The 24,112-nt window shown below is 69.8% G+C and carries 19 protein-coding genes and 1 pseudogene; 10 read left to right on the top strand and 10 right to left on the bottom strand.

All coding sequences use genetic code 11. The features are described 5' to 3' along the window. Positions 1-2 precede the first annotated feature (2 nt). Positions 3-3,707, bottom strand: coding sequence for a S8 family peptidase (locus OHA25_RS32570; RefSeq protein WP_327580767.1), 3,705 nt, complete (start codon positions 3,705-3,707; stop codon positions 3-5). Positions 3,708-3,824: 117 nt separating this feature from the next. Next, a complete protein-coding gene (locus tag OHA25_RS32565; RefSeq protein WP_327580766.1) occupies positions 3,825-5,000 on the bottom strand; it encodes an ROK family transcriptional regulator in 1,176 nt (391 codons plus the stop codon). Positions 5,001-5,086: 86 nt separating this feature from the next. Between OHA25_RS32565 and OHA25_RS32560 the strand changes: the two genes are divergently transcribed. Genes OHA25_RS32560 through OHA25_RS32540 form a run of 5 tightly spaced genes read left to right on the top strand, consistent with a single transcriptional unit; the run spans position 5,087 to position 10,238 of the window. After that, on the top strand, positions 5,087-6,442 hold the full coding sequence (locus OHA25_RS32560; RefSeq protein ID WP_327580765.1) for an extracellular solute-binding protein: 1,356 nt from the start codon (positions 5,087-5,089) through the stop codon (positions 6,440-6,442). After that, the gene (locus tag OHA25_RS32555; RefSeq protein WP_327580764.1) at positions 6,439-7,356 is read left to right on the top strand and encodes a carbohydrate ABC transporter permease; all 918 of its coding nucleotides are present in this window, start codon (positions 6,439-6,441) and stop codon (positions 7,354-7,356) included. Before OHA25_RS32560 ends, OHA25_RS32555 begins: the two co-directional genes overlap by 4 nt. Then, complete coding sequence (locus tag OHA25_RS32550) at positions 7,353-8,174, top strand: carbohydrate ABC transporter permease (protein WP_327580763.1); 822 nt, start codon at positions 7,353-7,355, stop codon at positions 8,172-8,174. Before OHA25_RS32555 ends, OHA25_RS32550 begins: the two co-directional genes overlap by 4 nt. A 52-nt stretch (positions 8,175-8,226) precedes the next feature. Beyond that, the gene (locus OHA25_RS32545) at positions 8,227-8,832 is read left to right on the top strand and encodes a VOC family protein (RefSeq protein ID WP_327580762.1); all 606 of its coding nucleotides are present in this window, start codon (positions 8,227-8,229) and stop codon (positions 8,830-8,832) included. Then, entirely contained in the window at positions 8,829-10,238 is a 1,410-nt protein-coding gene (locus OHA25_RS32540) for an AMP-binding protein (RefSeq protein WP_327580761.1), read from the top strand. Before OHA25_RS32545 ends, OHA25_RS32540 begins: the two co-directional genes overlap by 4 nt. A gap of 33 nt (positions 10,239-10,271) precedes the next feature. Here the strand turns inward: OHA25_RS32540 and OHA25_RS32535 are convergent, their stop codons facing one another. The 4 genes from OHA25_RS32535 to OHA25_RS32520 all read right to left on the bottom strand — a co-directional run bounded on the left by OHA25_RS32535 (position 10,272) and on the right by OHA25_RS32520 (position 14,144). After that, a complete protein-coding gene (locus OHA25_RS32535) occupies positions 10,272-11,021 on the bottom strand; it encodes a tRNA(His) guanylyltransferase Thg1 family protein (RefSeq protein WP_327580760.1) in 750 nt (249 codons plus the stop codon). Beyond that, positions 11,018-11,482 carry an AAA family ATPase gene (locus tag OHA25_RS32530; protein WP_327580759.1) on the bottom strand — a complete coding sequence of 155 codons (465 nt, stop codon included), beginning with the start codon at positions 11,480-11,482 and terminating at the stop codon, positions 11,018-11,020. Before OHA25_RS32530 ends, OHA25_RS32535 begins: the two co-directional genes overlap by 4 nt. Positions 11,483-11,549: 67 nt before the next feature. Further along, positions 11,550-12,368 (bottom strand): maleylpyruvate isomerase family mycothiol-dependent enzyme, encoded by an 819-nt coding sequence (locus tag OHA25_RS32525; RefSeq protein ID WP_327580758.1) that lies wholly within the window; start codon positions 12,366-12,368, stop codon positions 11,550-11,552. Between the two features lie 111 nt (positions 12,369-12,479). Beyond that, positions 12,480-14,144: an endo-1,4-beta-xylanase gene (locus tag OHA25_RS32520; protein ID WP_327580757.1), complete on the bottom strand. Its 1,665-nt coding sequence runs from the start codon at positions 14,142-14,144 to the stop codon at positions 12,480-12,482. 247 nt (positions 14,145-14,391) lie between these two features. Between OHA25_RS32520 and OHA25_RS32515 the strand changes: the two genes are divergently transcribed. From OHA25_RS32515 to OHA25_RS32500, 4 genes are all read left to right on the top strand, one after another. Continuing rightward, on the top strand, positions 14,392-16,062 hold the full coding sequence (locus tag OHA25_RS32515; RefSeq protein ID WP_327580756.1) for a class I adenylate-forming enzyme family protein: 1,671 nt from the start codon (positions 14,392-14,394) through the stop codon (positions 16,060-16,062). 134 nt (positions 16,063-16,196) lie between these two features. Next, on the top strand, positions 16,197-16,604 hold the full coding sequence (locus OHA25_RS32510) for a hypothetical protein (RefSeq protein WP_327580755.1): 408 nt from the start codon (positions 16,197-16,199) through the stop codon (positions 16,602-16,604). 11 nt (positions 16,605-16,615) lie between these two features. Continuing rightward, complete coding sequence (locus OHA25_RS32505; RefSeq protein WP_327580754.1) at positions 16,616-16,975, top strand: nuclear transport factor 2 family protein; 360 nt, start codon at positions 16,616-16,618, stop codon at positions 16,973-16,975. A 100-nt stretch (positions 16,976-17,075) separates the two neighbouring features. Next, a complete protein-coding gene (locus OHA25_RS32500) occupies positions 17,076-18,374 on the top strand; it encodes an MFS transporter (protein ID WP_327580753.1) in 1,299 nt (432 codons plus the stop codon). Here the strand turns inward: OHA25_RS32500 and OHA25_RS32495 are convergent. Together OHA25_RS32495 and OHA25_RS32490 are read right to left on the bottom strand one after the other, a co-directional pair. Next, positions 18,371-19,111, bottom strand: coding sequence for a metallophosphoesterase family protein (locus OHA25_RS32495; RefSeq protein ID WP_327580752.1), 741 nt, complete (start codon positions 19,109-19,111; stop codon positions 18,371-18,373). The genes OHA25_RS32500 and OHA25_RS32495 overlap by 4 nt on opposite strands. A 375-nt stretch (positions 19,112-19,486) precedes the next feature. Then, positions 19,487-19,720 (bottom strand): hypothetical protein, encoded by a 234-nt coding sequence (locus OHA25_RS32490; RefSeq protein ID WP_327580751.1) that lies wholly within the window; start codon positions 19,718-19,720, stop codon positions 19,487-19,489. Between the two features lie 77 nt (positions 19,721-19,797). On the opposite strand from OHA25_RS32490, the pseudogene OHA25_RS32485 reads away from it, so the two are divergent. Further along, positions 19,798-20,277 (top strand): annotated as a pseudogene (locus tag OHA25_RS32485) (Uma2 family endonuclease); the annotation flags it as partial. A gap of 162 nt (positions 20,278-20,439) precedes the next feature. On the opposite strand, the gene OHA25_RS32480 reads toward OHA25_RS32485, so the two are convergent. Both OHA25_RS32480 and pheS read right to left on the bottom strand, forming a co-directional pair. Continuing rightward, positions 20,440-22,995 carry a phenylalanine--tRNA ligase subunit beta gene (locus OHA25_RS32480; protein ID WP_327580750.1) on the bottom strand — a complete coding sequence of 852 codons (2,556 nt, stop codon included), beginning with the start codon at positions 22,993-22,995 and terminating at the stop codon, positions 20,440-20,442. Next, positions 22,995-24,035 carry a phenylalanine--tRNA ligase subunit alpha gene (gene pheS, locus OHA25_RS32475; RefSeq protein WP_327591070.1) on the bottom strand — a complete coding sequence of 347 codons (1,041 nt, stop codon included), beginning with the start codon at positions 24,033-24,035 and terminating at the stop codon, positions 22,995-22,997. The genes OHA25_RS32480 and pheS overlap by 1 nt, the downstream gene beginning before the upstream one ends. Between the last annotated feature and the right edge of the window lie 77 nt (positions 24,036-24,112).

The raw sequence follows: 24,112 nt of genomic DNA, 5'->3' as shown, positions 1-24,112 counted from the left end.
GCTCAGCGCACCGCGTAGGCGCGGATCACCTCCTGCGTCAGCGAGTTGCCTGCGACGTCGGCGGCGGTGAGCCGCAGTGAGACGAATCCAGAGGGCGACCGGTCCAGCGTGGTCTCGTAGCTCCGGTCGCCCTTGTCGCGCAGGCGGGCCGGCCGCCAGGTGGCGCCGTCGTCGTACGACACCTCCAGCGACACGCTCTTGACCGCGCTCTGCTCTGCGCCCTCCTGGTGGGAGAGGGTCACGCCGAGCCTGCGGGAGGTGGCCTGGTTCTTCAGGTCCACCGGTGCGTCGAACGTGGCCAGCAGCAGCGGGATCACCGTGGTCTGCGCGGCCCGTTCCGAGCTGAACGTCCAGACGGCCTTGGTGCGGGTGGACATCCTGGCCCACTCGGCCTCGTTGGCCAGGTCGTACTCGATCCGGTACGCCGACCGCCCGGCCGGCAGCGTCGCCGTCCCCGACGGCAGGTGGTTCGTCTGCACCAGCAGCGTGTCGTCCCGATAGAGCCGGAAGCTGGTCTTCAGGCCGCGTTCGTACGGACTGGTGTACGCCTCGCCGTAATTGCCGCCTGCGTCCACGAAACCCTGCATGGAGATCCGCAACCGGTCGCCCTCCCTGCGCAGCGGGTTGCGCGGGTTGACGCCCGGCAGCAGGGGCTGCTTGAACACCGTGCGGCTCACCCGCTCCCCCGCCTGGTAGGGGCGGAAGTCGGGCGAGGAGACCGAGACGCGCGGGGTGTCCGGGTGCGGCCACATGTTGTTGTAGGGCCGCTCCGGGCTGGTCGCCGCCGTCGTCCACCGCACCTCGGGGTCGGGGGTGACGTAGTCGACCCGGGTACGCGGCACCTTGGCCATGGGGTGGTTGGTGGAGATCGACAGGGTGTCCCAGGGTTCGAAGGCGTACCGTGCCTCGTTCACGGTCACGTCATCGGTGAGCTGGCTGTGGTAGCCGGTCTCGATCCTGGCCAGCTCGCCGGCGCGGACCACGTACTGGAGCCGGTCGCGAACTCGGCCCTTCTCCCGCAGGTAGAGGTCGTACACGTACGGGCTGGCCACGACACCCTTGGCCAGGACCGGCACCGGCCGCTCGATGAGCCGCAGACCCTCTTCGTGGGTGAGCCGGACCGTCGGGACGGCGAGTTTGACCTTGTTGCCGCCGGTGGTGACGTCGGCGCCGGGCCGGTCGCTGTAGACCGCCACCATCGCGGCCCCGGCGGCCGCGGCAGCGTTGGCCTGGGCGGAGACCGGCACGCCGTCGGTGCGCCGGATGACGGCCAGCTTGCCCTTCAGATCGCGGGCTTGGATCTCCTCGGCGGTGCCTCGGCCGGCGTCCACGGCCATGAGCAGCCGGGTGCCGTCCAGGCGCGGGTATTCGGTGGAGAAGTCGCTGAACTGGACCGGGTCCACGTACTGCGGCTCCAGGCGAAGTCCCGGCGCGGTGAGGGCGATGTCCGGAGCTTTCAGTCGCCAGCGGGTGGCGACGGTGAAGACGCCCTTGGTGACCTTCCTGGTGGGCTGGACGAACAGCCGCTCCTCGATGTGCGCGCCGGGCGAGATCGTGGTGCCGCCGCGTAGCGCGGTGCCCTGCTCACCGGAGCGGTACCACATGAGGGCGGCGGCCGCGCCGGTGTTCCGCTTGGTCTTGTGATCGGGCGTCTCGATCTCGACCTCGACGGCCTTGCGGGCGTCCAGCACGACCTCGGTGTTCTCGGTGATCTCCATTTCCGGGTCGCCGAGGAGGCTCTCGTTGAGCGGCTTGCCGGCGGCGGTGCTGTCCTGGGTGGCCGGCATGGTGAAGACGTGGCCGAGCACGGAGTAGGTGCCGGGCTTGACCAGCAGGCAGGTGCCGGTGCCGTACTTCTGGTCGGTGCACGGCTGCGCCGGGTTCCCGGGGAGCACCCGGCCGACCAGGGTGCCCTCGTCGAGGTTGAGCACGGTGAAGCCGCCGCGTGCGACGCGGCCGTCCCTGGCGATGCCGCGTACCCGCAGCTCGACGCGCCGGTCCTCGACGACTCCCGTCAGCAGGGTGCGCACCGGCGGGCCGCCCGCGACGGCGGCCGTCAGCTCCTGGCGCAGCCGGCCCGGCTCGGCGGCCGTGACCGTGACCGTGGCCTCGGCCGTCCCCGACGGGGGGACGGTCAGCTTCGCGGGCTCGACCGTGAACGCCGCGCCGCTGGTCAGGTCCAGCTCGGCAGGTGCCTGGCCGAGGTTGCGGTAGGTCACGGTGATGCTCTTGCGCTCGCCCGTGCCGAGCCGGCCGAAGTGGGCCGAGCCGAGCGAGGCCACGACGGAGCTCTTGAGCGCGGCGGCCACGTCGATGCGGCCCGCGCCCTGCGCGTCGACCGGGATTTCCCTGCCCGCTGCGGCGGTGGCCATGAGCAGGGATTTCAGCTCGCCGCCTGTGATACCAGGACGGGCTTGGCGCAGCAGCGCGGCGGCGCCCGCGACATGCGGAGCGGCCATCGAGGTGCCGGACATCGCGACGTGACCGCCGCCGGGCTCGGCCGCGGTGATGCCCACGCCTGGCGCGGTCACGTCCGGTTTGACGGCCTGGTCGGCGGCGATGGGGCCGCGGTTGGAGAAGCCGGCGAGCCGGTCCTCCCGGTCCACCGCGCCGACCGTCAGCGCCTCGGGGGCGTCGCCGGGGGTGCCCACGCACTGGTCGCAGCCGTCGTTGCCGGCCGCCACGACGAACAGCGTGCCGTGCTGCTTCGTCAACCGCGAGAGCGCGTCGGTGAGCGGGCCGCCCGCTTCGCGGGCGCCGAGGCTCAGATTGACGATCTGGGCGTGCTGCTCGCCGGCCGCCCATTCCATGCCGTCGATGATCCAGGACGACAGGCCGTGGCCGGTGGAGTCCAGCACGCGGCCGCTGATCAGTCGCGAGCCGGGCGCGACGCCCTTGGCGCCCGCGACCGTGGAGGCCACGTGGGTGCCGTGGCCGTGGGGGTCGTCCGTGACGTTCGCGCCGGCGAAGTCGCGCCGGTCGGCGACCCGGCCGGCGAGGTCGGGGTGTTCTGCGTCCACGCCGGTGTCGAGCACGGCCACGGTCGTGCCCGCGCCGTCGTACCCGGCGGCCCGCGCCGCGGGAGCGCCGATCTGCGGGACGCTGTATTCCAGCGCCGGCTTGACCTTGCGGTCGAGCCAGATCTTCGACACGCCCGCCAGCGCTCCCGCGGCTCGGGCCCGGGCCAGTTTCGTCAGCTCGGCACCCAGCCTGGGGGCGTCGGCCGCGGCCACCGTGACGCCCGCGCCGCCGATGCTCTCCAGCGTCCGGACCTGCTTCACGGCCGGGATCGCGGCCTTGGGCGTGGGCCCCGCGTAGTCCAGGATCAGCGGGAGGTCGGCGCCGTACCCCTGCCCGGCCAGCTCCGTCACGTCGAACAGCGCGCTGTCGAGCCGCTCCGGCACCAAGGCGGCCACGTCGTCGGGGATGACGCTCACCGCGCCGTCCGCCTCCAGCACCTGGAACGTCGGCACGGAGCCGTCGGCCCGCGGCGCCGGGGTGACCGTCACCGTGCTGTGCTCGCTGTCCACGGCCGTCACCCGCACCCGGTCACCGGTGATCAGCGTGATCTCGTCGCTCGCCGCGCCGGAAACCGGAAGCGACGCGGCGGACGCGTGCGCGCCAGGCACCGAGAGCGGCGCGGCGATCATGGCCAGGACGCCCACCACCACGGTGCTCCGCCGCCATCGCCCTGTCCCACGCGGCATGGACGACCTCCACAGAATCGGTAAGCATGAATACCGAATTCCTAGCCATCCTGATCAGCCATTGTCCATGAGGTCGGCGTGGCCAGATCCCGACTTGTCGTAAACCCGCCAGCAAACTCAGCCGCCGAGCAGGGTGGTCGCCAGCCTGGGCGCGTACGTGGCGTGGAAGACCAGTGAGGCCGCGCCGATCGCGGCGGCGTCCGCGGCGATCGGCGAAGTCTCCACGCGCACGGTGTGCAGCCGCCGGGCCAGCGCCCGGCTCGCCGTGGCCGCCGCGATCACCTCCCGGTAGATCTCTCCCACCTCCCTGAGCGCGGGCCCGCCGAGCACCAGCAGGTCGATGTCCAGCATGTTCACCACGCTCACGGCGGCATCGGCGAGCCGCCCCGCCACCCGTTCGATCACCTCGCGCGCCGCGGCCTGCCCTCGCGCGGCGGCAGCGCAAATGTCGGCATGCGAGAAATGTCCCCCCATCGCGGCCTCGATGGCGCTCGGTGAGCAGATCGCCTCCACGCACCCGCGATTCCCGCAGTGGCACTCGGGCCCGTCCGGCTCGACCGTGATGTGCCCGAACTCGGCAGCGTTCATCGACCGCCCCCGATACACCTGGTTGTCCAGGAAGATCCCGCCGCCGATGCCGGTCCCCAGATAGAGGTAGGCGAAGCTGGGCGTGGTCCGTGCGATCCCGGCCCACCGCTCCCCGATCGCCGCGGCGGTCGCGTCGTTGTCCACGGTCACCGGGAACCGTGTGTGCTCCCGCAGCAGTTTCTTGATCGGCACCTGCTCCCACGCCGGCAGCCGCGGCGGTGACACCATCACGCCGTCCCCGTCCAGTGGCCCGGGACAGGCCAGCCCCACCCCCAGCACCTTCCCGTCCGGCACCCTCGCCTCACGCAGAATCCGTCGCGCCGCCCTGGCCATCTGCCGGATGACCGCCTCCGGCTTGAGCCCCGGCCGCACGGCCAGGTGCGAGCGGGCCACCGGTCGCCCCGCCAGGTCGGCGAGCACGCACGAGATCTCCTTCGGATCGAAGTGCACGCCGACCGCGTACCCGGCGGCCGGATCGACGCGCAGGATCGTCCTCGGCTTGCCGCCGCTCGACGGCGCCGAGCCGTCCTCCACGACCAGGCCCTCCTCCAGCAACCTGCGCACGATCACGGAGACCGTCTGCGCGGTGAGCCGGGTGCGGGCCGCGATCTGCACCCGGCTGATGCCGTCGGAGGCCTGGACGGCCTCCAGCACCACGGCCCGGTTGTAGCTGCCGATCTTGGGCAGGTTCGTGCCGAGCTGCATGTCAATATGTCAACACAAAGTATTGACTTAGTAAATCAAAAAGATTTACCGTCACGTTCAACCCAAGGCAACACGGGGAGGTCGTGATGAAACGTCCGCTGGCCGGTTCCCTCCTGCTCCTCGCGGTCGTCGCCGGCTGCGGCGCCGACCCCGCGCAGGACACCTCCGGCAGCAAGGAACTCGAAGTCCTCTACAGGGTCGAGCCGACGTGGCCGCATCTGGAGAAGATGCTCACCGGCGCGAAGACGCAGTACGAAGCCGCCCACCCCGGCGTCAAGGTCAAGCTGACCGCGGTCCAGGGCACCAATGAGGCCTACTACACCAAGCTGGCCCTGCTCAACCGCTCCCCCGACTCGGCGCCCGACGTCTACTACCACGACACGTTCCAGGTCAACGCGGACGTCGCGGCGGGCAAGCTGGCCCCGCTCGACGACTACCTGGCCAAGTGGCCCGACTGGAGCAGCCAGTTCCCCGACTCGGTCAAGCAGGCCGCCATGGGCGGTGACGGCAAGGTCTACGGCGTTCCGATCAGCACGGACACGCGCGGTCTCTGGTATCAGAAGGACGTTTTCGCCAAGGCCGGGCTGCCGGTCCCGTGGGAGCCGAAGACCTGGAACGACGTGCTGACGGCGGCCCGTACGATCAAGCAGAAGGTCCCCGGCGTCATCCCCTTCGCCATGTACTCCACGAAGATCCACGGCGAGGCGTCGACCATGCAGGGCTTCGAGATGCTCCTGTACGGCACCCCCGGCGGCACCCTCTACGACGAGACGCAGAAGAAGTGGGTGGCCGGCGGCAAGAACTTCACCGACGCGCTGACCTTCATCAACACCATCTACCGCGAGGAACTCGGCCCCAAGCAGGCCGACGCGCACAACGCCAAGCTCGGCGACAAGATCACGTTCGAGTGGTTCCCGGGCGCCGAGCTCGGCATCTCCCTCGACGGCGCCTGGGCGTCCTCCGCGTGGAAGGCGACCGGCACGAAGCCGTGGCCGGAGTGGACGGAGAAGATGGGCTGGACGCGCATGCCGACGCAGAACGGCGAGCCGCCGGGCGCGGTCAGCATGTCGGGCGGCTGGGTGATCGCGATGAGCGCCTACGCCAAGAACAAGCAGGAGGCGTTCGACTTCATCACGGTGGCCACCAACAAGGAGAATTCGACGGCGTACTCGGTCGGCACCGGCGACCTCACCGCCCGCAAGGACGTGGCCGCCGACCCGAAGTACAGCGAGGGCAATCCGAGCATCAAGTTCTGGACCGACCTGGCTTCGGTCACCCACTACCGGCCCGCCTTCGAGGAATACCCGAAGGTGTCCACCGAGGTCCAGGAGGCCATGGAGGCGGTCACGACGGGCGCGCAGACCCCTGAGGAGGCGACGGCCGCGTACGTCCAGGCGCTGCCCTCCGCCGTGGGAGGCCCCGACAAGGTCCTGGCCCGATGACAGTCGCCACCGCGCCGCAGTCCCCGCCCGTGACGAGCCCGCCCGTGCGCGGCCCGGCGCGGCGCGGGGTCCTGCGCTGGCTCCTCCCCCTCGGCCCGGCCCTGGTCATCCTGGCCCTGTTCCTGGCCGGGCCCATCCTCTGGAGCGTCTACATCGCGTTCACGAACGAGACGCTCACCGGCTCGGCGTCGGTGAACTCGCGATTCGTGGGCCTGGCCAACTTCATCAAGCTCTTCGGCGACCCGACCTTCCTCAACTCGTTCTTCCTGACGTTCGTCTTCGTCATCGGCTCGGCCGTCATCGGCCAGAACACCCTGGGCCTGATCATCGCCCTGCTCCAGCGCGGCCGCGGCCGGGTGACGCGCAGCGTGGTCAACGGCGTCGTGATCGCCGCCTGGGTGGTGCCGGAGGTCGTGGCGGCGGCCTGCTGGTTCTCGTTCCTGGCCGAGGAGGGCACGCTCAACACGGTGCTCGGCATCGAGCAGGAATGGCTCTACACGGCGCCGATGCTCGCGGTCATCCTGGCCAACATCTGGCGCGGCACGGCGTTCTCGATGCTGGTGTACTCCGCGGCGCTCTCGGAGGTCCCCGCCGACCTGGTGGAGGCCGCCGCGGTGGACGGCGCCGGGCCAGGCCGCCGCCTGCTGCACATCACGCTGCCGCTGATCCGCCGCTCCATCATGGCGAACCTCATGCTGATCACCTTGCAGACCCTGGCCAGTTTCGGCCTCATCTACGCCCTTACCGGCGGCGGCCCGGGGACGGCCAGCCAGACGACGCCGCTGTACATGTACGAGCAGGCGTTCCGCTACTTCGAGATCGGCTACGGCTCCGCGATCGCCCTCGTCATGCTGGTGATCGGAGCCCTGTTCTCGCTGATCTACCTGCGTTTGATCAAGGTGGAGGACGCATGACGCGGCTGGCCGCGAGGGGCGCGGCGGTGCTGGCCCTGCTGCTCATCGCCCTGGCCTTCCTGGGGCCGTTCCTGTGGGTGCTGATCGCCTCGGTCCAGCCGGAGGCCACCCTGTCCGCCACGCCCACGCTCACCTTCTCCCTGGACAACTTCAAAGCCGTCCTGACCTGGGAGACGATCATCCTTCCGCTGATCAACTCGATCGTCATCTCGGGTTCGACGGCGATCCTGACCGTCCTGGTGTCTGGCCTGGCGGCGTACCCGCTGTCGCGTTACCAGCTGCGCTACCGCCGCCACTTCATGCTGACCCTGCTGTTCACCACCGGGCTGCCGGTGACCGCGATCCTGGTGCCGGTCTACGCGATGTTCTTCCGCTTCAACCTGTACGGCTCCGTCCCGGCGATGGTGTTGTTCCTGACGGCGAGCTCGCTGCCGTTCTCCATCTGGATGATGAAGAACTTCATGGACGGCGTGCCGGTGAACCTGGAGGAGGCGGCCTGGGTCGACGGGGCCGGCTGGATCCGTTCCCTGACGGCCGTCGTCGGCCCGCTGATGGCCCCGGGCATCGCCGTCGTCGCGATCTTCGTCTTCGTCGGCCAGTGGGGCAACTTCTTCGCCCCGTTCGTCCTGCTCGACACCCCGGAGAAGCAGCCGGCCGCGGTCACCGTCTTCACGTTCTTCTCCGAGTACGGCCAGGTCGCCTACGGTCAGCTGGCCGCCTTCTCCATCCTCTACACCTCCCCGGCCGTGGTCCTCTACGTCGCGGTCAACAAATACCTGGCCGGCTCCTTCAGCTTCGCCGGCTCGGTGAAGGGCTGAGGGCAGGTAGTCCTCACTTACCAGGGATAGTTGAAAGGCGTACGGTTGACGCATGGCTGCGACCCCAGATCCGGTGCACTGGCGCGGCGTGCACCATCTCGCCCTGGTGACCGCGGACATGGACGCCACCGTGCGGTTCTGGCACGGTGTGCTCGGCGCCCGCCTGGTCACCACTCTTGCCGTGCCCTCGTTCAAGCACTACTTCTTCGAGGTGGCGCCGGGCAACACCGTCGCCTTCTTCGAATACGCCGACCAGCCCCTCGACAGCTTCGCCAAGCCCGCGGGCGTGCCGTACGCCAAGGCGGCGCAGTTCGATCACCTGTCGCTGCACCTGCCGGACGAGGACGCGCTCAACCGGATGCGCGACCGGCTCAAGGCGCATGGGTGCGAGGTCACTGACGTCATCGACCACGGGTTCCTGCGGTCGATCTACTTTAGCGACCCCAACGGCATCGCGCTGGAGGCGTCCTGGTGGACCATCGACCCGACCGGCCGGCCGGTGGACTACGCCGATGAGCGGCTGTTCGCCGACCCGGATCCCGTTCCCGCCGTGCGCGAGTTGCGTGACCACGGCGAGCTGCGCCACACGGTCGCCACCCGCCTGGTGGACGGCATCATCGAGGACCTCAGGCGCGAAGGGATCACACTGGAGCCTTGACGACTCCCGGATCGCTCCCGGCTACGATCCCGCAGGTGCTCGCCGCCGCCTGCTGTGACGGCCCTTGGTTGCACGGCGACTCGATGATCACGTTCGCCGAGGCCGCCGCCCTGGTGGGCGGCGAGGCGCAGGCCCTGGCCGCGCGGGGCGTGCGGCACGGCGACGTCGTCATGCTCGTGGCCAGGACGACGCCGCGCGACCTGATCTGCTGGCTCGCGCTGACGACGCTGGGCGCCGTCACGCTCCCGGTGAACCCCCGCAGCACCGACCACGAGCTCAACGCCCTCATCGAGCAGGCGAAACCGGCCCACGTCATCCGTGACCCCGGCCCGTGGCCGGAGCCCGCCGAGCTGCCGACGGACCTGGTGCGGCCGGACGACCTGGCCGTTCTCATCCCCACCTCGGGCACGACCGGCCGCTCCAAGCTGGTCATGCAGACCCATCGGGCGTATGCGCTGGCCGGCCAGGGCTTCGCCCACTGGCTCGGCCTGACCGGCGCGGACCGCCTGATGACGTCGCTGCCGCTGTTCCACATCAACGCCCCGGCCTACTCGGTCATGGGCTCGCTGTCCTGCGGCGCCGGCCTGGTCCTCCTGCCCCGCTTCTCGGCCGGCTCCTTCCTGGACGACGCCCGGCGGTACGGCGCCACCGAGTTCAACGCGATCGGCGCCATGCTGGAGATCCTCATGCGGCAGCCGGAAAGGCCGGACGACGCCGACAACCCGCTCAAGCTCTGCTACACGGGCCCGGCTCCGGCCCGCGAACGGCAGCTGGAGATCGAGCGCCGCTTCGGCCTGGAGATCGTCGTCGGCTACGCCCTGTCGGAGACCCCGTACGGGCTGATCTGGCCCCGCGGCGCCCGACCGTACGAGACGCTCGGCACCCCGCGCCAGCACCCGACGCTGGGCACGATCAACCACGCGCGGGTGGCGGAGGACGGCGAGCTGCTCCTGCACAACCCCGCCGTGACCCCCGGATACTGGGGCATGCCCGATGAAACCGCCAGGGCCGTCAAGGACGGCTGGCTGCACACCGGAGACCTGGTGACGGCCAACCCCGACGGCACCTACACGTTCGTGGCCCGCAAAAAGGAGGTCATCCGGCGCCGCGGCGAGAACCTCTCGCCCCTGGAGGTCGAGGAGACCCTGGAAGCCCACCCCGACGTGCTGGAATGCGCGGTGATCGGGGTCCCGTCCGAGCTGACGGACGAGGAGGTGAAGGCGTTCGTGGTCGCGGCCCCTGGGCGCGAACTGGACCTGGCGGCCCTGCGTGACTGGACGGCCGCGCGGCTGGCTCCGTACAAGGTGCCGAGGTTCTGGCAGCGGCTGGACGCCCTGCCTCGGACGCCCACCGCGCGCGTGGCCAAGCACCAGCTGCCGGCGGCCGGAGGGCACGACCTGGGGTGAGCGCTGAGCGAGCTCCGCGACCGCTGCCGGCGGTCAGCCGGTGACCAGCCGCTCCACGAGCCGCCGGTAGTCGTCCTTCATGGGCAGATCCCACTCCACGTGCACCCGCCGCCGCTGGGTGACCACGTCCACGCCGCGGATGGGGTCGTGCCCCTGATGGTCGTGCGTCTCCCACCACAAGGCGATGCCGCGGCGCTGCCAGGCAGGCAGCTCGTTGAAGTTCACGCCGTGCTGGAACAGCAGCTCGTTCTTGTCGGCGACCGTGGTGTGTTCGAGCAGCTTGCCGGCCTGCCGCGCCGTCCTGCCGTCCCTGCGCAAGGTCCAGTAGCACCAGCCGTTCAGTGCGCATCTGGCGGCGTCGGCCTGCCGCCACGACATGTAATCGACGACGTCCTCCACCGAGCTGCCCAGCCAGACCCTGCTGTCGAAATGCACCGGCTCGCCCGCCGCGTGCGTGAAGGCCGCCGACGCCACGCCTGCCGAGATCGACACCAGCTTTTCCGCCTCCCGCCCGAACAGGTCAAAGGAGGGAGGCAGCACGAGGGAGATCTCATCGCTCTGCGCATAGGCGTAACACCCCTGGAACTCCTCCAGCAGGCTCCGCGCCGCGACTGCCATCAACTCGCGGAAGCGCACGTCGAAAGGCTTGTCGAAGCGGCCTTCCGTGTAGCGGGAGAATGCGCGCCCATCCACCCGCACGATCGCCCACGCACCGGGCAGCAGCGTCAGCGAGTGAAACCACTCCCGCGCCCGCATCCCCGCCTCCAACCGGTCGACCCTCATCCCTCCTCCCTCCGCACGAGAAAGCCGCCGCGCCCGTCGAACTCCACCACGGACACCTCGTCAAACCCGTCGGCCACCCGGGGGCGCCGCAGCCGCCTGAACGTCGAGAAGACGCCCACCTCCGGCACACGCGCCCGGCCGAGCCGTTCCGCGTTGCGCTGGAGGGATCCCTTCAGGTTCGGCGGGAACCAATAGGCCACCACCCGCGCCCCGTGCTCCCGCCCGGCCACGATCAACGGCCGCCACTCCTCGGGCGAAGGATTGGTGTTGTCGACCGCCACCTTCCGATCCTCCTCCAGCGCCTCACGGATCAGACGGAGCTGGCGGCGCTGCCGGTGCCGCGCGTTGGGGAAATCGTCCTTGGTCACATGGGCATGAGTGGAGGCCAGGCATCGCCGGTAGAAGGCGGATTTACCGGAAGCCTGCAGGCCGATGAGAACGGCCACTTCCCGATCTGTCATCACCCCACATTACGGGCCAACCGTAACGGCACGCGGCCGCCGGCATACGTACCGGCGGCCCGCGGCTCTAGATGCGGAAGAACAGGTTCAGGTAACGGTCGGCGATCGCCAGGTCGCCCCTGACGGTGCCGGCGTTGCTGCGCCCGAACGTCGTGAGCACCATGCTCCCCGCGTCGAACTCGAGGACGGTCGGCAACCCGCCCAGGTCACCCTGCTCGTACGTCATCCCGCCCGTCCCCACCGACACGCGGAAGTCCCCGCCGTTGACCCCGCCCACCCGGATGCCGAGCTCGAACGGCGTCGTCAGGTCCGCCTCCTTCCTGATCGTGGACTGCCAGAGCACGAACATGAACGGCACCAGCAGATCGGCCGCCTCCCCCGACAGCCCGTGCGCCCGTCCGGTCCCCTGCCGGATGTCCCAGGAGTGCACGGCGTAGTCCATGAGCTGGCCTGCCGCGTAGAAGTACGCGGGCAGCGGCCCCATGTAGAAGTGCGGGACGGTGAGCCCGGCCCATTCGTCCTCGCCGAGCTCGCGCAGGATCGCCTGCATGTGCTCGAAGTCCGTCTTGAGCCGGTCGAGCAGCTCCTTCTGCGGGATCCCGCGCAGCGCCACGGCCTGCTCGTTGACCCGATCGCCCATGCCGGGCAGCCCGTACGCCGTGCCGAAGTCCTGGCCACGGCGGGCCGCGTCGAACGCGGCGAAGTATCCCTCGGTCGTGTCGACGATGTGCGCGACCACGTCCCGCGTCGTCCAGCCTGGGCAGGCGGTCGGCGCCTCCCATGCCTCCTCCGGTTCGGCCAGCGCGAACAGCCGATCGGCCTCGTCCCTGACGACCCGCAGGATGGTGTCCTTGCCCGCGTACGAGGTGGCATCCCATTCGTTCATGCCGTTCACCTCCTATGGCGAACGACAGACCTCGACGGTTTAATTGTCAATATCTTCGGCAGAGAGAATCCCCTGGGCGGCAGGAGAAGCGCCCAGGGGATTCGCGGAACATCAGGCGCAGGTGTATCCGGAGGGCGTCTGAGTGTTCCCGTTCGGCCGGCTGACCTGGAACCCGAAGCTGGTGCTCGCGTTCGGGGCCAGGTTGCCGTTGTAACCCGCGTTCTTCGCGGTGACGGTCTGCCCGCTCACCGTCACGTCGGCGTTCCACGAGCCGGTGAGCGTGTGGCCGGCGGGCAGGGTGAAGGTGACGGTCCAGCCGGTGATGGCGGACGTGCCGGTGTTGGTGACGGTCACCGGCTGCACCACGTACCCGGTGCTCCACTGGGTTTGCACGGTGCCGGCCGCGGTGCAGGGGCCCCCGCCACCCGGTCCCGACAGCGTCGTGAACGTGGCCAGCGGCGAGTTCCCCGACAGGTTGCCGGCGCCGTCACGGGCCCGCACGTAGACCTGGTACTGGGTCTCGGAGCTCAGCCCGGTCAGCGTGGTCGAGTTCGTGGAGCTCTGGCCGAGCAGCGTGTCGGTGGCCCCCTGCTCGCGGTAGATGTTGTAGCCGGCCAGCCCGCTGCCGCCGCTGTCGGTGGAGGCGGCCCAGGTCAGGGCGGCCGAGTTGGACGTCACGTTGCTCGACGTGGGCGTGCCCGGCGTGGTCGGCGGCGTGGTGTCGGTGGTGGTGCCGCCGGCCAGCGCGTCGTGCACGGCGTTGTACGACGGCTTCGGCTGGTAGTTCTCATCGTAGATCAGCGCGGCGCCCTCGCCTGGGAAGGTGCCCGGCACCCACGAGTGCTTGTCGGTGAAGCCCCAGATGGTCACCCCTGCGCAGGCGGTCACGGCCAGGCAGGCGTTGACGACGTTGCGGTAGTAGGTGGCCTGGGTCGCGTCCTTGGTGGCGTTCCTGGGCGTCTGCATGCGGATGTCCAGCTCGGTGATGCGGACCTGGACGCCGAGGTCGGCGAAGCGCTGCAGGTTCTGCTGCAGGTCGTTCGGGAAGCCGTACTGGATCGCGAGGTGCCCCTGGAAGCCCACGCAGTCGACGGGCACGCCCTGCTGGCGCAGCGACGAGACCAGGTTGTACATCGCGGTGCTCTTGGCGTTGATGCCCTCGACGTTGTAGTCGTTGATGCACAGCCGGGCGTTGGGGTCGGCGGCGCGAGCGGCGCGGAAGGCGTCGGCGACGAAGCTCTGGCCGAGCGTGTTGTACCAGAACGACCTGCGCCAGCCGCCGTTGTCGTCGAAGATCTCGTTCACCACGTCCCACGAGACCACGGTCGCGTTGTCGGCGTAGCGGCCGACGACCTGGCTGATGTGGTTCTGCATGGCGGTGCGCATGGCACTGGCGCCGAGGTTCTGCACCCAGCTCGGGGTCTGGCTGTGCCACACCAGGGTGTGGCCGTGGACCTGCTGGTTGTTCTGGGTGGCGAAGTTGACGATGGCGTCGGCGCCGGAGAAGTTGAACTGGCCCTGACTGGGCTCGGTGGCGTCCCACTTCATCGCGTTCTCGGCAGTGACCTGACTGAACTCGGTGGCCGCGATATTGCGGTAGGAGGTCTCATTGGACAGCGGGCTGGTGGCGAGCGCCGCCCCGATGAACTTGCCCTTGGCGGAGGCGTGCGTGCGCAGGGACGCCGACGCGTCGGCCGAACTGGCGGGCAGGAGGAAGGCTAAAGACATCCCCGCCAAGGCGAGGACTCTGGCGAACGAGGACGACAGCACGAACATCTACCTCCGGAGGCAGGCACTCGACCCGAAAGTTTCGATCCCGCTTGGATCGCACCGCAGACGGTATTGACATGCAAGTCAGCGGTCAATGCCAGTCGCGGGCAGCCACCAAAGCAGCAGTTGGGCAGCAGAAACTATCGGCACAACGATGAAACTTTCACGGCCGCGGGGTTCTAGCGCGACGTACCTACCGGTCGGTACAGTGATTTACCCAGAATAATCGTCCACCGCGGGGAGCGTTCTGCAGATGTCCCTCACGCACGCCCAGGTCCAGGAGCAGCTCACCGGCCCCGGCCAGCTCTTCGAGATAGAGGAGATCGGCGACACCGGGGTACGCACGTGGAAACACGCACCCGCCCACTTCCGCGCCCTGCTGGAGATGAGCAGGTTCCACGGCGAGAAGGTCTTCCTCGTCTACGAGGACGAGCAGATCACCTTCGAGGACCACTTCCGCCGCGCCGCCACACTGGCCAACCGGCTGGTGGACGACTACGGCGTACGTAAGGGCGACCGGGTGGCCGTGGCGATGCGCAACTATCCGGAATGGGTGGTCTCGTTCTCGGCGGTGCTGGCGACCGGGGCCGTGGCCGTACCGCTCAACGCCTGGTGGACGGAGGCCGAGCTGGCCTACGGCGTGCGTGACTCGGGCGCGAAGGTGCTGATCGCGGACGGCGAGCGGGCGGCGCGGCTCGCCTCGACGGGAGTGCCGCTGATCGTCACAAGGGGCGAGCCACCGGCCGGAGCGCGTGCTTTCGACGAGGTGCTGGGCGAGGTCGCGGCCGACGTGAAGCTGCCCGGCGTGGAGCTGTCCGCGGACGACCCGGCCACGATCTTCTATACCTCCGGCACGACCGGCAGCCCCAAGGGCGCGCTGGGCAGCCACCGCAACCTGGGCCAGTCGCCCATGACCGTGGCCTACGGGCTCATGCACGCGCTCGCGCTGGCCGGCAAGGACCTCGCGGCGGCGGCGGGAACGCGCCGCGTGACGCTGCTGACCGTGCCGCTCTTCCACGTCACGGGCTGCTTCTCGGCCATGACGACGACGATGTTCAGCGGCGGCGGACTGGTGCTCATGTACAAGTGGGATCCCGAGCAGGCGCTGCGCCTGATCGAGCGGGAGAAGATCAGCGCCATGATCGGCGTGCCCACCAGCGCGTGGCAGCTCATGTCCCACCCCGACTTCGGCAAGTACGACCTGTCGTCGCTGGCCACCCTCGGCTACGGCGGCGCCCCTGCCCCGCCCAAGCTGCTGGAGCGCATCACCGAGAACCTCCCCAACCGCGCCCCCTCCAACGGCTACGGCATGACCGAGACGACCGCGCTGGCCATCGGCAACGGCGGCGCCGACTACCGGGCCAGGCCCGACAGCATCGGCCGCCCGGTGCCCGTGGTGGACGTGCGCGTGGTCGACCCGATGGACAACGAGCTGCCGCCCGGCGAGGTGGGCGAGCTGTGCCTGCGCGGCCCGAACGTGATCCTCGGCTACTGGAACAAGCCGGAGGCCACGGCGCAGACGTTCGTGGACGGGTGGGTGCACACCGGCGACCTGGCCAAGATCGACGAAGAGGGTTTCGTCTACATCGTGGACCGGGCCAAGGACATGGTGATCAGGGGCGGCGAGAACGTCTACTGCGCCGAGGTGGAGGCGGCGTTGTTCGAGCACCCGGCGGTCGACGACGCGGCCGTGATCGGGGTGCCGCACGAAGAGCTGGGAGAAGAGGTCGGCGCCGTCATCCGCCTGGCCCCCGGGCAGTCCGTCACCTCGGAGGAGCTGCAGGCGTTCCTGGCCGGCCGGATCGCCACGTTCAAGATCCCGGTCCACTTCTGGTTCCGCGAAGGCGAGCTGCCCCGCAACCCCGGCGGCAAGATCCTCAAGACCCGCCTGCGCCAGGAGATCCTCGGAACCGCTGGTCCGTGACGAGCGTCACACCATGACCATTGCCGCAGGTGAAGCAGCGAATCACCACCTGCGCTTACCTCTGGCGTAATCGCGGCCCCTATGCGGTGGCTGACATCTTTCAGGTGTCGCACCGAACCACCGAGGGAGCCGATATGACCGCTCTGAGCGTCACGACCGACCGCCTGAAGTTCCTGCGCCTGGCGCTGGCCGCCGACGCCGTCGTCACCGGCGGCAACGGGCTGGTCTACCTGGCCTTCGCCGGCCCCGTCGCCGCCCTGCTCGGCCCCGAGGCGGGCCTGCTGCGCGGGATCGGCGTCTTCCTGTTCGTGTACGGCGCCGCGGTCGGCCTGCTGGCCACCCGCCGCGCGATCAGCCCGGCCGCCACCAGGGCCGTGATCGCCCTGAACATCATCTGGACCCTGGGCAGCGTCGCGGCCGTCATCAGCGGGGCGGTCGGCTTCACCACGATCGGCGCGATCTGGGCCATCGCCCAGGCGCTGGCCGTGGCCGGGTTCGCCGAGCTGCAGATCATGGGCCTGCGCAAGGCCCGCAACCAGTAAGGGAGATCACCATGGACACCACTCTTGTCGACCGCTACATCGCCGCCTGGAACGAGACCGACGCCGACGCCCGCACCAAGGCCGTGGCCGAGTTGTGGACCGAGGACGCCACGTACACCGACCCGCTGGCCGACATGGCCGGTCACGCCGGGATCGCCGCGGTGATCGAGGGCGCCCAGGGCATGTTCCCCGGCCTCGTGTTCAGCGCCGGACACGTCTTCGAGGCCCACCACAACATCGCCAGGTTCACCTGGCACCTCGGACCGGCGGGCGGGGAGCCGGTCGCGGTCGGCTTCGACGTCGTGGAGCTGGCCGCGGACGGCAGGATCCGCAAGGTCCTCGGGTTCCTCGACAAGGTCCCCACCGCCTGACCCCGAAACCAAGGCCCCGGTCACCCCGGGGCCTTCGCATGTCCGTTGTGCGGGAAAACGATTTGCGGGGACCGCAGCTTCCGCCGGACAATCGGACCTCGTGCCCGATCGAGTAAGACGCCTTCTTCGTCACCTTTCCATCGACCTGAGCCCGCTCCGCGACTCCCGCGACTATCGCCTGCTGTTCGGGGCCGGGGTCATCACGATGTTCGGCACGTTCATCACCCTGGTGGCGGTGCCGTACCAGATGAAGGAGCTGACGGACTCCTACCTCGCGGTCGGGCTGGTGAGCCTGGCGGAGTTCGTGCCGATGGTGGTGTGCGGCCTGTGGGGCGGCGCCCTCGCCGACGCCCTCGACCGCCGCAAGATCATCGTCCTGAGCGAGCTGGGCCTCCTGGTCACCTCGGCCGCTCTCACGGTCAACGCGATGTTGCCGAACCCTCAGGTCTGGGTCCTGTACGTGGTGGGCGCGATCTCCACCGGCATCGCCTGCCTGCAGCGGCCCAGCCTGGAGGCGGTGCTTCAGCAGGTCGTCAAGCACGAGCACCAGGGCGCGGCGGCGGTGCTGGCGAGCCTGCGCTGGAACTTCGGCGCCATCGTGGCCCCCGCCCTCGGCGGGCTCCTGGTGACGTCGGCCGGCGCGGCGGCCGCGTACGGGGTGGACGCGGTGACGTTCCTGCTGTCGCTGGCGCTGCTGTGGCGGATCAGATCCCTGCCGCCCGCCGAGGACGCGGCGCCCGCGTCGCTGAAATCGCTGGTCGAAGGTGTGCGGTACGCGGTGGGGCGTAGCGACCTGATGGGGACGTACCTGGTCGACATCGCGGCCATGGTGTTCGCCATGGCGACGGCGCTCTTCCCCTTCCTGGCCGACGAGCTTCGTGCGCCACAGGCGCTCGGGCTGTTGTACTCGGCCGCCGCGGTCGGTGCGCTCATCGCCTCCCTCACCGGCGGCTGGACGGCCCGGGTGCAGCGGCAGGGCCTGGGCGTGATCGTCGCCGCGACGCTGTGGGGCGTGGCGGTGGCCCTGACGGGGCTCGCCCCCAACGTGTGGCTGGTCTTCGTCTGCATCGCGCTGGCCGGCGCGGCCGACATGGTCAGCGGCATCTTCCGGATGACCATGTGGAACCAGACGATCCCACGAGAGCTGCGCGGCCGCCTGGCGGGCATCGAGCTCCTGTCGTACGCCAGCGGCCCCATGCTCGGCAACGCCCGGGCCAGCCTGATGGCGAACTTCGGCGGCACCCGCTTCTCGCTGACCGCGGGCGGCATGCTGTGCGTGGGAGCCGTCCTGGCGCTGGCCACGGCCTTGCCGAGGTTCCGCCGCTACGACGCCAGGACCGACGAGCACGCCCTGGCGGAAAAGGCCCGCAGGCAAGAGCCGGCAGCCCAGGAGTCCTAACGGTTCTCGGCCTTGGCGAACACCCGCAACGCCTCGGCATCGGAATAGGTGCTGGTCACGTACTCCGCCACCCATTCCTCGATCCCGTCGAACCCGTTCTCGGCCACCAGCCGCCGGGCCATCCGCTCGCTGTCCATCGGGGTGCGCCGGAGGGCCACCGCCCCGGTCTCGCCGTCCAGCAACGCCCAGTGCGCCCCATCCTTCCCGTACGGCATGCCGACCGAACCCGGGTTGACCACCAGCACCCGATCAGCCAGCCGCACGAACGGCATGTGCGTGTTCCCCAGCACCACGGTCCCGGCCGTCTCTTCCGCCAGCACCTCACCCCACCGCTCCAGCGAGCTGTCGACCAGGATCACCTCCTCGTCGCTGCGCGGTGTGCCGTGCACGAACAAGGTCGCCCCGAGCCGCCCGAGCTCGACCACCTGCCGCGCCGGCAACCCAGCCAGCACCTCGACCTGATCGCCCCGCAACTGCTCGCCCGCCCACTGAGTGACCGCACGAGGATGCATCTTCCCCTGGGCCACCTCCACGAGCTCCCTGTCGGCGTTCCCGCTCACCCACAGCGCCCGTTCCCCCAGCGCCACGAGCACGTCGAGCGTCTCCACCGGCATCGGCCCCGCCGCCATGTCCCCGGTCAGCACGATGAGGTCGGCGGTAGCCACGTCGGGCTCGGCCAGCACGGCTTCGAGCGCGGGCAGCACACCATGGATGTCGGACAGCACGGCGATACGCATGCCGCTACTCTGCCCCGATCCGGGCCGCGACGGGAGAGCCGTTCGCACCGGACGAACACATTGCCCTGCCTCGATCTGTAGTTGTGCATATACTAAGCGTGATTGGTAGCGTTGCAGCGTCACTCGCTCCCCGGTCTGAAGGCCGGGGCTTGTCCCATGAAACCGCGGCGGGCCGCGTCAGCAGACAACTCTGGAGCAGCGACGAAACAGGGCGCGGACGCCTTCGGGCAGCGGAGTGTCCAACACGGTCGAGGGGAGACCCGCACGGCTTCACCTGGCCGTACGGGCGTCACCCGCGTAAGCGGCGTACGCGGTCGTGAGACCGCACATCTCATGCCACGACCCTCACCGAGATCGACCGCATGCGAGCGGGACTCAGCCCGCCTCCCGCCACCCGTCGTACTGTTCCACTAGCTGATCCACCTTCGCCAGTGCGTCCTCACCGGGCCCTTCGACGACAACCACCCATTGCGCGTCCTCCACGTCGTCCTCGCCGGCGAGCGTCTCGCGCACCACCCGCGGCACCCCGAACTGAGGGAACCACTCACCCAGCGTCTCCGCGACTTCCTCGGCGTCCTCACGCTCGCCGAACACCAGCAATTGCGTCATGCGACCGAATTCCGCCAACCCGGTATGAAGAGGTGAACATCTGAGCACGCACCGTATCAGCACGCTGACGTTGCGCTATGACAACCGCGGAAGAGGATGTTGACTGCCTCCCGTCCTGGGTCATCCCACCCCCTGAGGGGTTCAAGGCCGAGGATCTCGATCACCTCCCAGGACTGCCCAACCACTCTGAACTGATCGACGGCAGCCTGGTCTTCTTCGCCCCGCAAACCGACATCCACTGCCGGGTCCTGATGCTGTTCCATTCCGTGTTGGACCGCACAGCCCCCGACCATCTCCTCGTGTGCAGCCGGATGACCGTCATCCTCGACGAGGATCAACGCCCCGAACCGGACGTCATTGTCATCCGCGCCGAGGCTCACAAAAGCCTGGACGAGACCTTCTACCTCGCGCAAGACGTCCAACTGGCGGTTGAAGTCGTCACTCAGGACACCAGGTCCCGCGACAGGAAGCGCAAGCCGCTCCTCTACGCAGAGGCCGGGATCCGGCATTTCTGGCGGGTCGAGACCGACACCGGCCGAGCGGTCGTCTACGTCTACGAGCTCGACCCCGCCACTCGCTCCTATGCCCTCACCGGCATCCATCGAGACAGATTGCGGCTGACCCGTTCCGTTCGACCTGGACATCGACCTCACCGAGCTCGACCGCATCTGAACGAAAGGGCCGGCACGGCATCCCGCCGTACCGGCCCTTTCCCAGGCTCAGGCGCTCCGCAGCTGAGCCCCCACACGATCGGCCGCCATGGCCACCGCCGCGTCCCGCGCCGCCGTCGTCTCCTCCACCGTCAACGTCCGGTCAGCCGCCCGGAACCGCATCGTGTAGGCGAGCGACTTGTTCCCCTCACCCACCTGCTCCCCGGCGTAGACATCGAACAGCCGGATCGACTCCAGCAGCTCCCCCGCCCCGTCGCGCAGGGCCGACTCCACGTCCGCGACCGGCGTGAAGTCGGGCACGATCAGTGCCACGTCCTGCGTGGCCACCGGATACGAGGACACGGCAGGCGCGTCGACGGGCCCCGGCATGGCCGGCTCCAAGCGCGACAGCTCGAGTTCCATCGCCACGGTGCGCGGCGGCAGCCCGTAGGCCTCGATCACGCGCGGGTGCAGCTCGCCGGCGTGCCCGACGAGCGTGTCGCCCACGTAGAGTGCGGCGCAACGCCCGGGGTGCCAGGGCTCGTGCTGGTCGGCGGTGACCGACAGCTCGAGCCGGGCCTCCGTCGCCACGAGCCGCGCGGCCTGCACGGCGTCGGCCCACGTGGCCTGACGGCCGCCGCCCCACCAGCCGGACCGCTCGAACTCGCCGGCCAGCACGACCGCGACCCGCATCGGCTGGTCGGGCAGCGCCGCCTCGATCGAGGCCAGCTCCTCGAGGGTCGGCCTGCGCTCGACGCCGAGCACCGGCGCGACCTCCGGAGCGCCCTCGCGCGGCCGGTAGACGGCCCCGGTCTCGAACAGCGCCACGTCGGTGAAGCCGCGCCCGACGTTGCGTACCAGGGTCTTGAGCAGCCCCGGCAGCAGCGTGGTGCGCATCAGCGGCTCGTCCTCCGACAGCGGGTTGGCCAGCCGCATGGCGTGGCGTCGCGCGTCCTCGGCGGGCAGCAACAGCCGGTCGAAGTCGTCGGCGCTGATGAACGGGTAGCTGAGCACCTCGACGTAGCCGCCTTCGGCCAGCGCCCGGCCGGCCCGCCTGCGCAGCCGCTGTCCCTCGGTGAGGCCTGCTCCGGCCGGGGCGCTGGGCAGCACCGACGGCAGGGTGTCGTAGCCTTCCAGCCGGATGACCTCTTCGGCCAGGTCGTTGGGGTCGGTGAGGTCGGGCCGCCACGACGGCGGCGTCACCGTGATCATGTCGTCGCCGTTGACGGCCAGCTTGGCCGCGAGCGCGCCGCCGGTCACGACCCCGGTCGGGTCGACGCCGCCCTTGCGCACCGCGGGATCGTTGCCGTCCACGACGACGCAGCCGACCTGCCGCAACCGGGCGACCACGGTGTCCTTGGAGTAGCTCACCCCGGCCACGACGCTCGGGTAGCCGGACGGGATCGCGATGCGCGGCGGCGTCACCTCGACCTCGGCGTGGGTGACCCCGGGCTGGACGGTCGCCCCGCCGAGCTCGGCCAGCAGCTGCACCGCCCTCCAGGAGGCGACGAGCGGCAGCTCCCGGTCCACTCCGCGTTCGAATCGCTTGGACGCCTCGGACACCAGCCCGTGCCGGCGGGACTCTCGCGAGATGCCGGTGGCGGAGAAGTGTGCGGCCTCGATGACGATGTCAGTGGACTCGTCGGAGATCTCGGTCTCCAGGCCGCCCATGGTGCCCGCCATCGAGATCGGGCCCGACCGGTCGGTGATGAGGATGTCGTCGGGGTCGAGCTCACGGACAACGTGGTCGAGCGTCTCCAGGCGCTCCCCCGGCTGGGCCCGGCGTACGACGATCTCGCCGCTCAGCTTGGACCGGTCGAACGCGTGCAGCGGCTGGCCGAGCTCCAGCATCAGGTAGTTGGTGATGTCGACGGCCAGCGACACCGGCCGCATGCCGGCCCGCGTGAGGCGGGTCCGCATCCACAGCGGGCTGGACGCGGCCGGGTCGAAGCCGGTGACCTCGCGCAGCACGAACCGGTCGCAGGCGGTCGGGTCGGCGATCGACGCCGGCCACGCCGGGCCGGTCTCGGTGGGCAGCTCAACGGCGGCGGGGTCGCGGAAGGCCACCCCGAACGCGGTCGCCGCCTCGCGGGCCACGCCTCTGATCGACAGGGCGTAGCCGATGTCGGGCGTGATCTCCAGCTCGATCACGTCGTCACGCAGACCGAGCAGCTCGACGACGTCGGCGCCGATCGGCGTGTCCGGCGGCAGCACCATGATGCCGGCGTGCTCGTCGCTCAGCCCGAGCTCCCGCTCGGAGCAGATCATGCCCTCGGACATGCGCCCGTACGTCTTGCGCGCCCCGACCTCGAACCCGCCGGGCAGCACGCCGCCGGGCAGCACCACCGGCACGCGGTCGCCGGCCACGAAGTTGGTGGCGCCGCAGACGATCTCGCGGGGCGTCGCCTCGCCGGTCTCGACCTTGCAGTGCCTGATCGGCTTCTTGAAGCCGATCAGCTCCTCGATCTCGAGCACCTCGCCGACCACGACGTTCTTGACGTCGTGGCCGTGCGAGGTGATCGACTCGAGCTTGAGCCCTGCCATGGTGAGCTTGTCGGCCACTTCGTGGGCGGTGACCGCCGGGAGATCGACGTACTCCCGCAGCCAGGAAAGCGGGACCTTCATCAGATCTCCATTCCGAACGGGAGCGTGAAGCGCACGTCTCCTTCGATCATGTCTCGCATGTCCTCGGCATTGTGGCGGAACATCAGAGTCCGCTCGATGCCCATGCCGAAGGCGAACCCGGAGTAGCGCGAGGGGTCCACGCCGCACGCGATGAGCACGCGCGGGTTGACCATGCCGCAGCCGCCCCACTCGATCCAGCCCTCCGACTTGCAGGTGCGACAGGGCGGGTTGCCGGGGGTCGCCGAGGCGCCGCGGCAGACGAAGCACTTGAGGTCCATCTCGGCGGACGGCTCGGTGAACGGGAAGTAGTTGGGCCGGAAGCGCGTCGTGATGCCCTTGCCGAACATCACCTCGGCGAACCGGTCGAGCGTGCCCTTGAGGTGGGCCGTCGTCAGGCCCTCGTCCACGGCCAGGCCCTCGGTCTGATGGAAGACCGGTGTGTGGGTGGCGTCGAGCTCGTCGGTGCGGAACGTCTTGCCCGGCGAGATCACGTAGACCGGCAGCTCGCGCTGGAGCAGCGCGCGGATCTGCACCGGCGAGGTCTGCGTGCGCAGCACCATGCCCGACTCGGTGGAGCCCACGAAGAACGTGTCGTGGTCGGAGCGGGCCGGGTGATCCTTGGCGATGTTGAGCGCGTCGAAGTTGAACCACTCGCCTTCGAGCTCGGGCCCCTCGGCCACTTCGTAGCCCATCGCGACGAACGCGTCGGCGATGCGCTCCTGCAGCGTGGTCAGCGGGTGACGGGCGCCGCGCGGCCGCCGGTCCCAGGGCAGGGTGACGTCGACGGTCTCCTCGACGAGCACCCGAGCGTCCCGCTCGGCCTCCAGCTCGGCCTGGCGGGCGGCCAGCGCCTCGCTGATCGCCTTGCGGGCGGCGCCGACGCGCTTGCCGGTCTCGGCGCGGGCGGCGGGCGGCAGGGCGCCGATCTCGCGGTTGGCCAGGGCGATGGGCGAGCGGTCGCCCGCGTGCGCCAGCCTGGCCTGCTTGAGTGCGTCGAGGCTGTCGGCCGCCTTGATCGCCGCGATGGCGTCGGCCTCCATGCGCGACACCTCATCGGCATGCAGCGGTGTCACCTCGACGGGGTCGTAGTCAGACAAGAGTGAGCTCCGTATCCAGG

The organism is Nonomuraea sp. NBC_00507, from assembly GCF_036013525.1.
In the GTDB taxonomy this organism is placed as follows: Bacteria; Actinomycetota; Actinomycetes; order Streptosporangiales; family Streptosporangiaceae; genus Nonomuraea.
The sequence above is the reverse complement of the archived record's forward strand: the minus strand, read 5'-3'. Positions and strand labels throughout refer to the sequence as shown.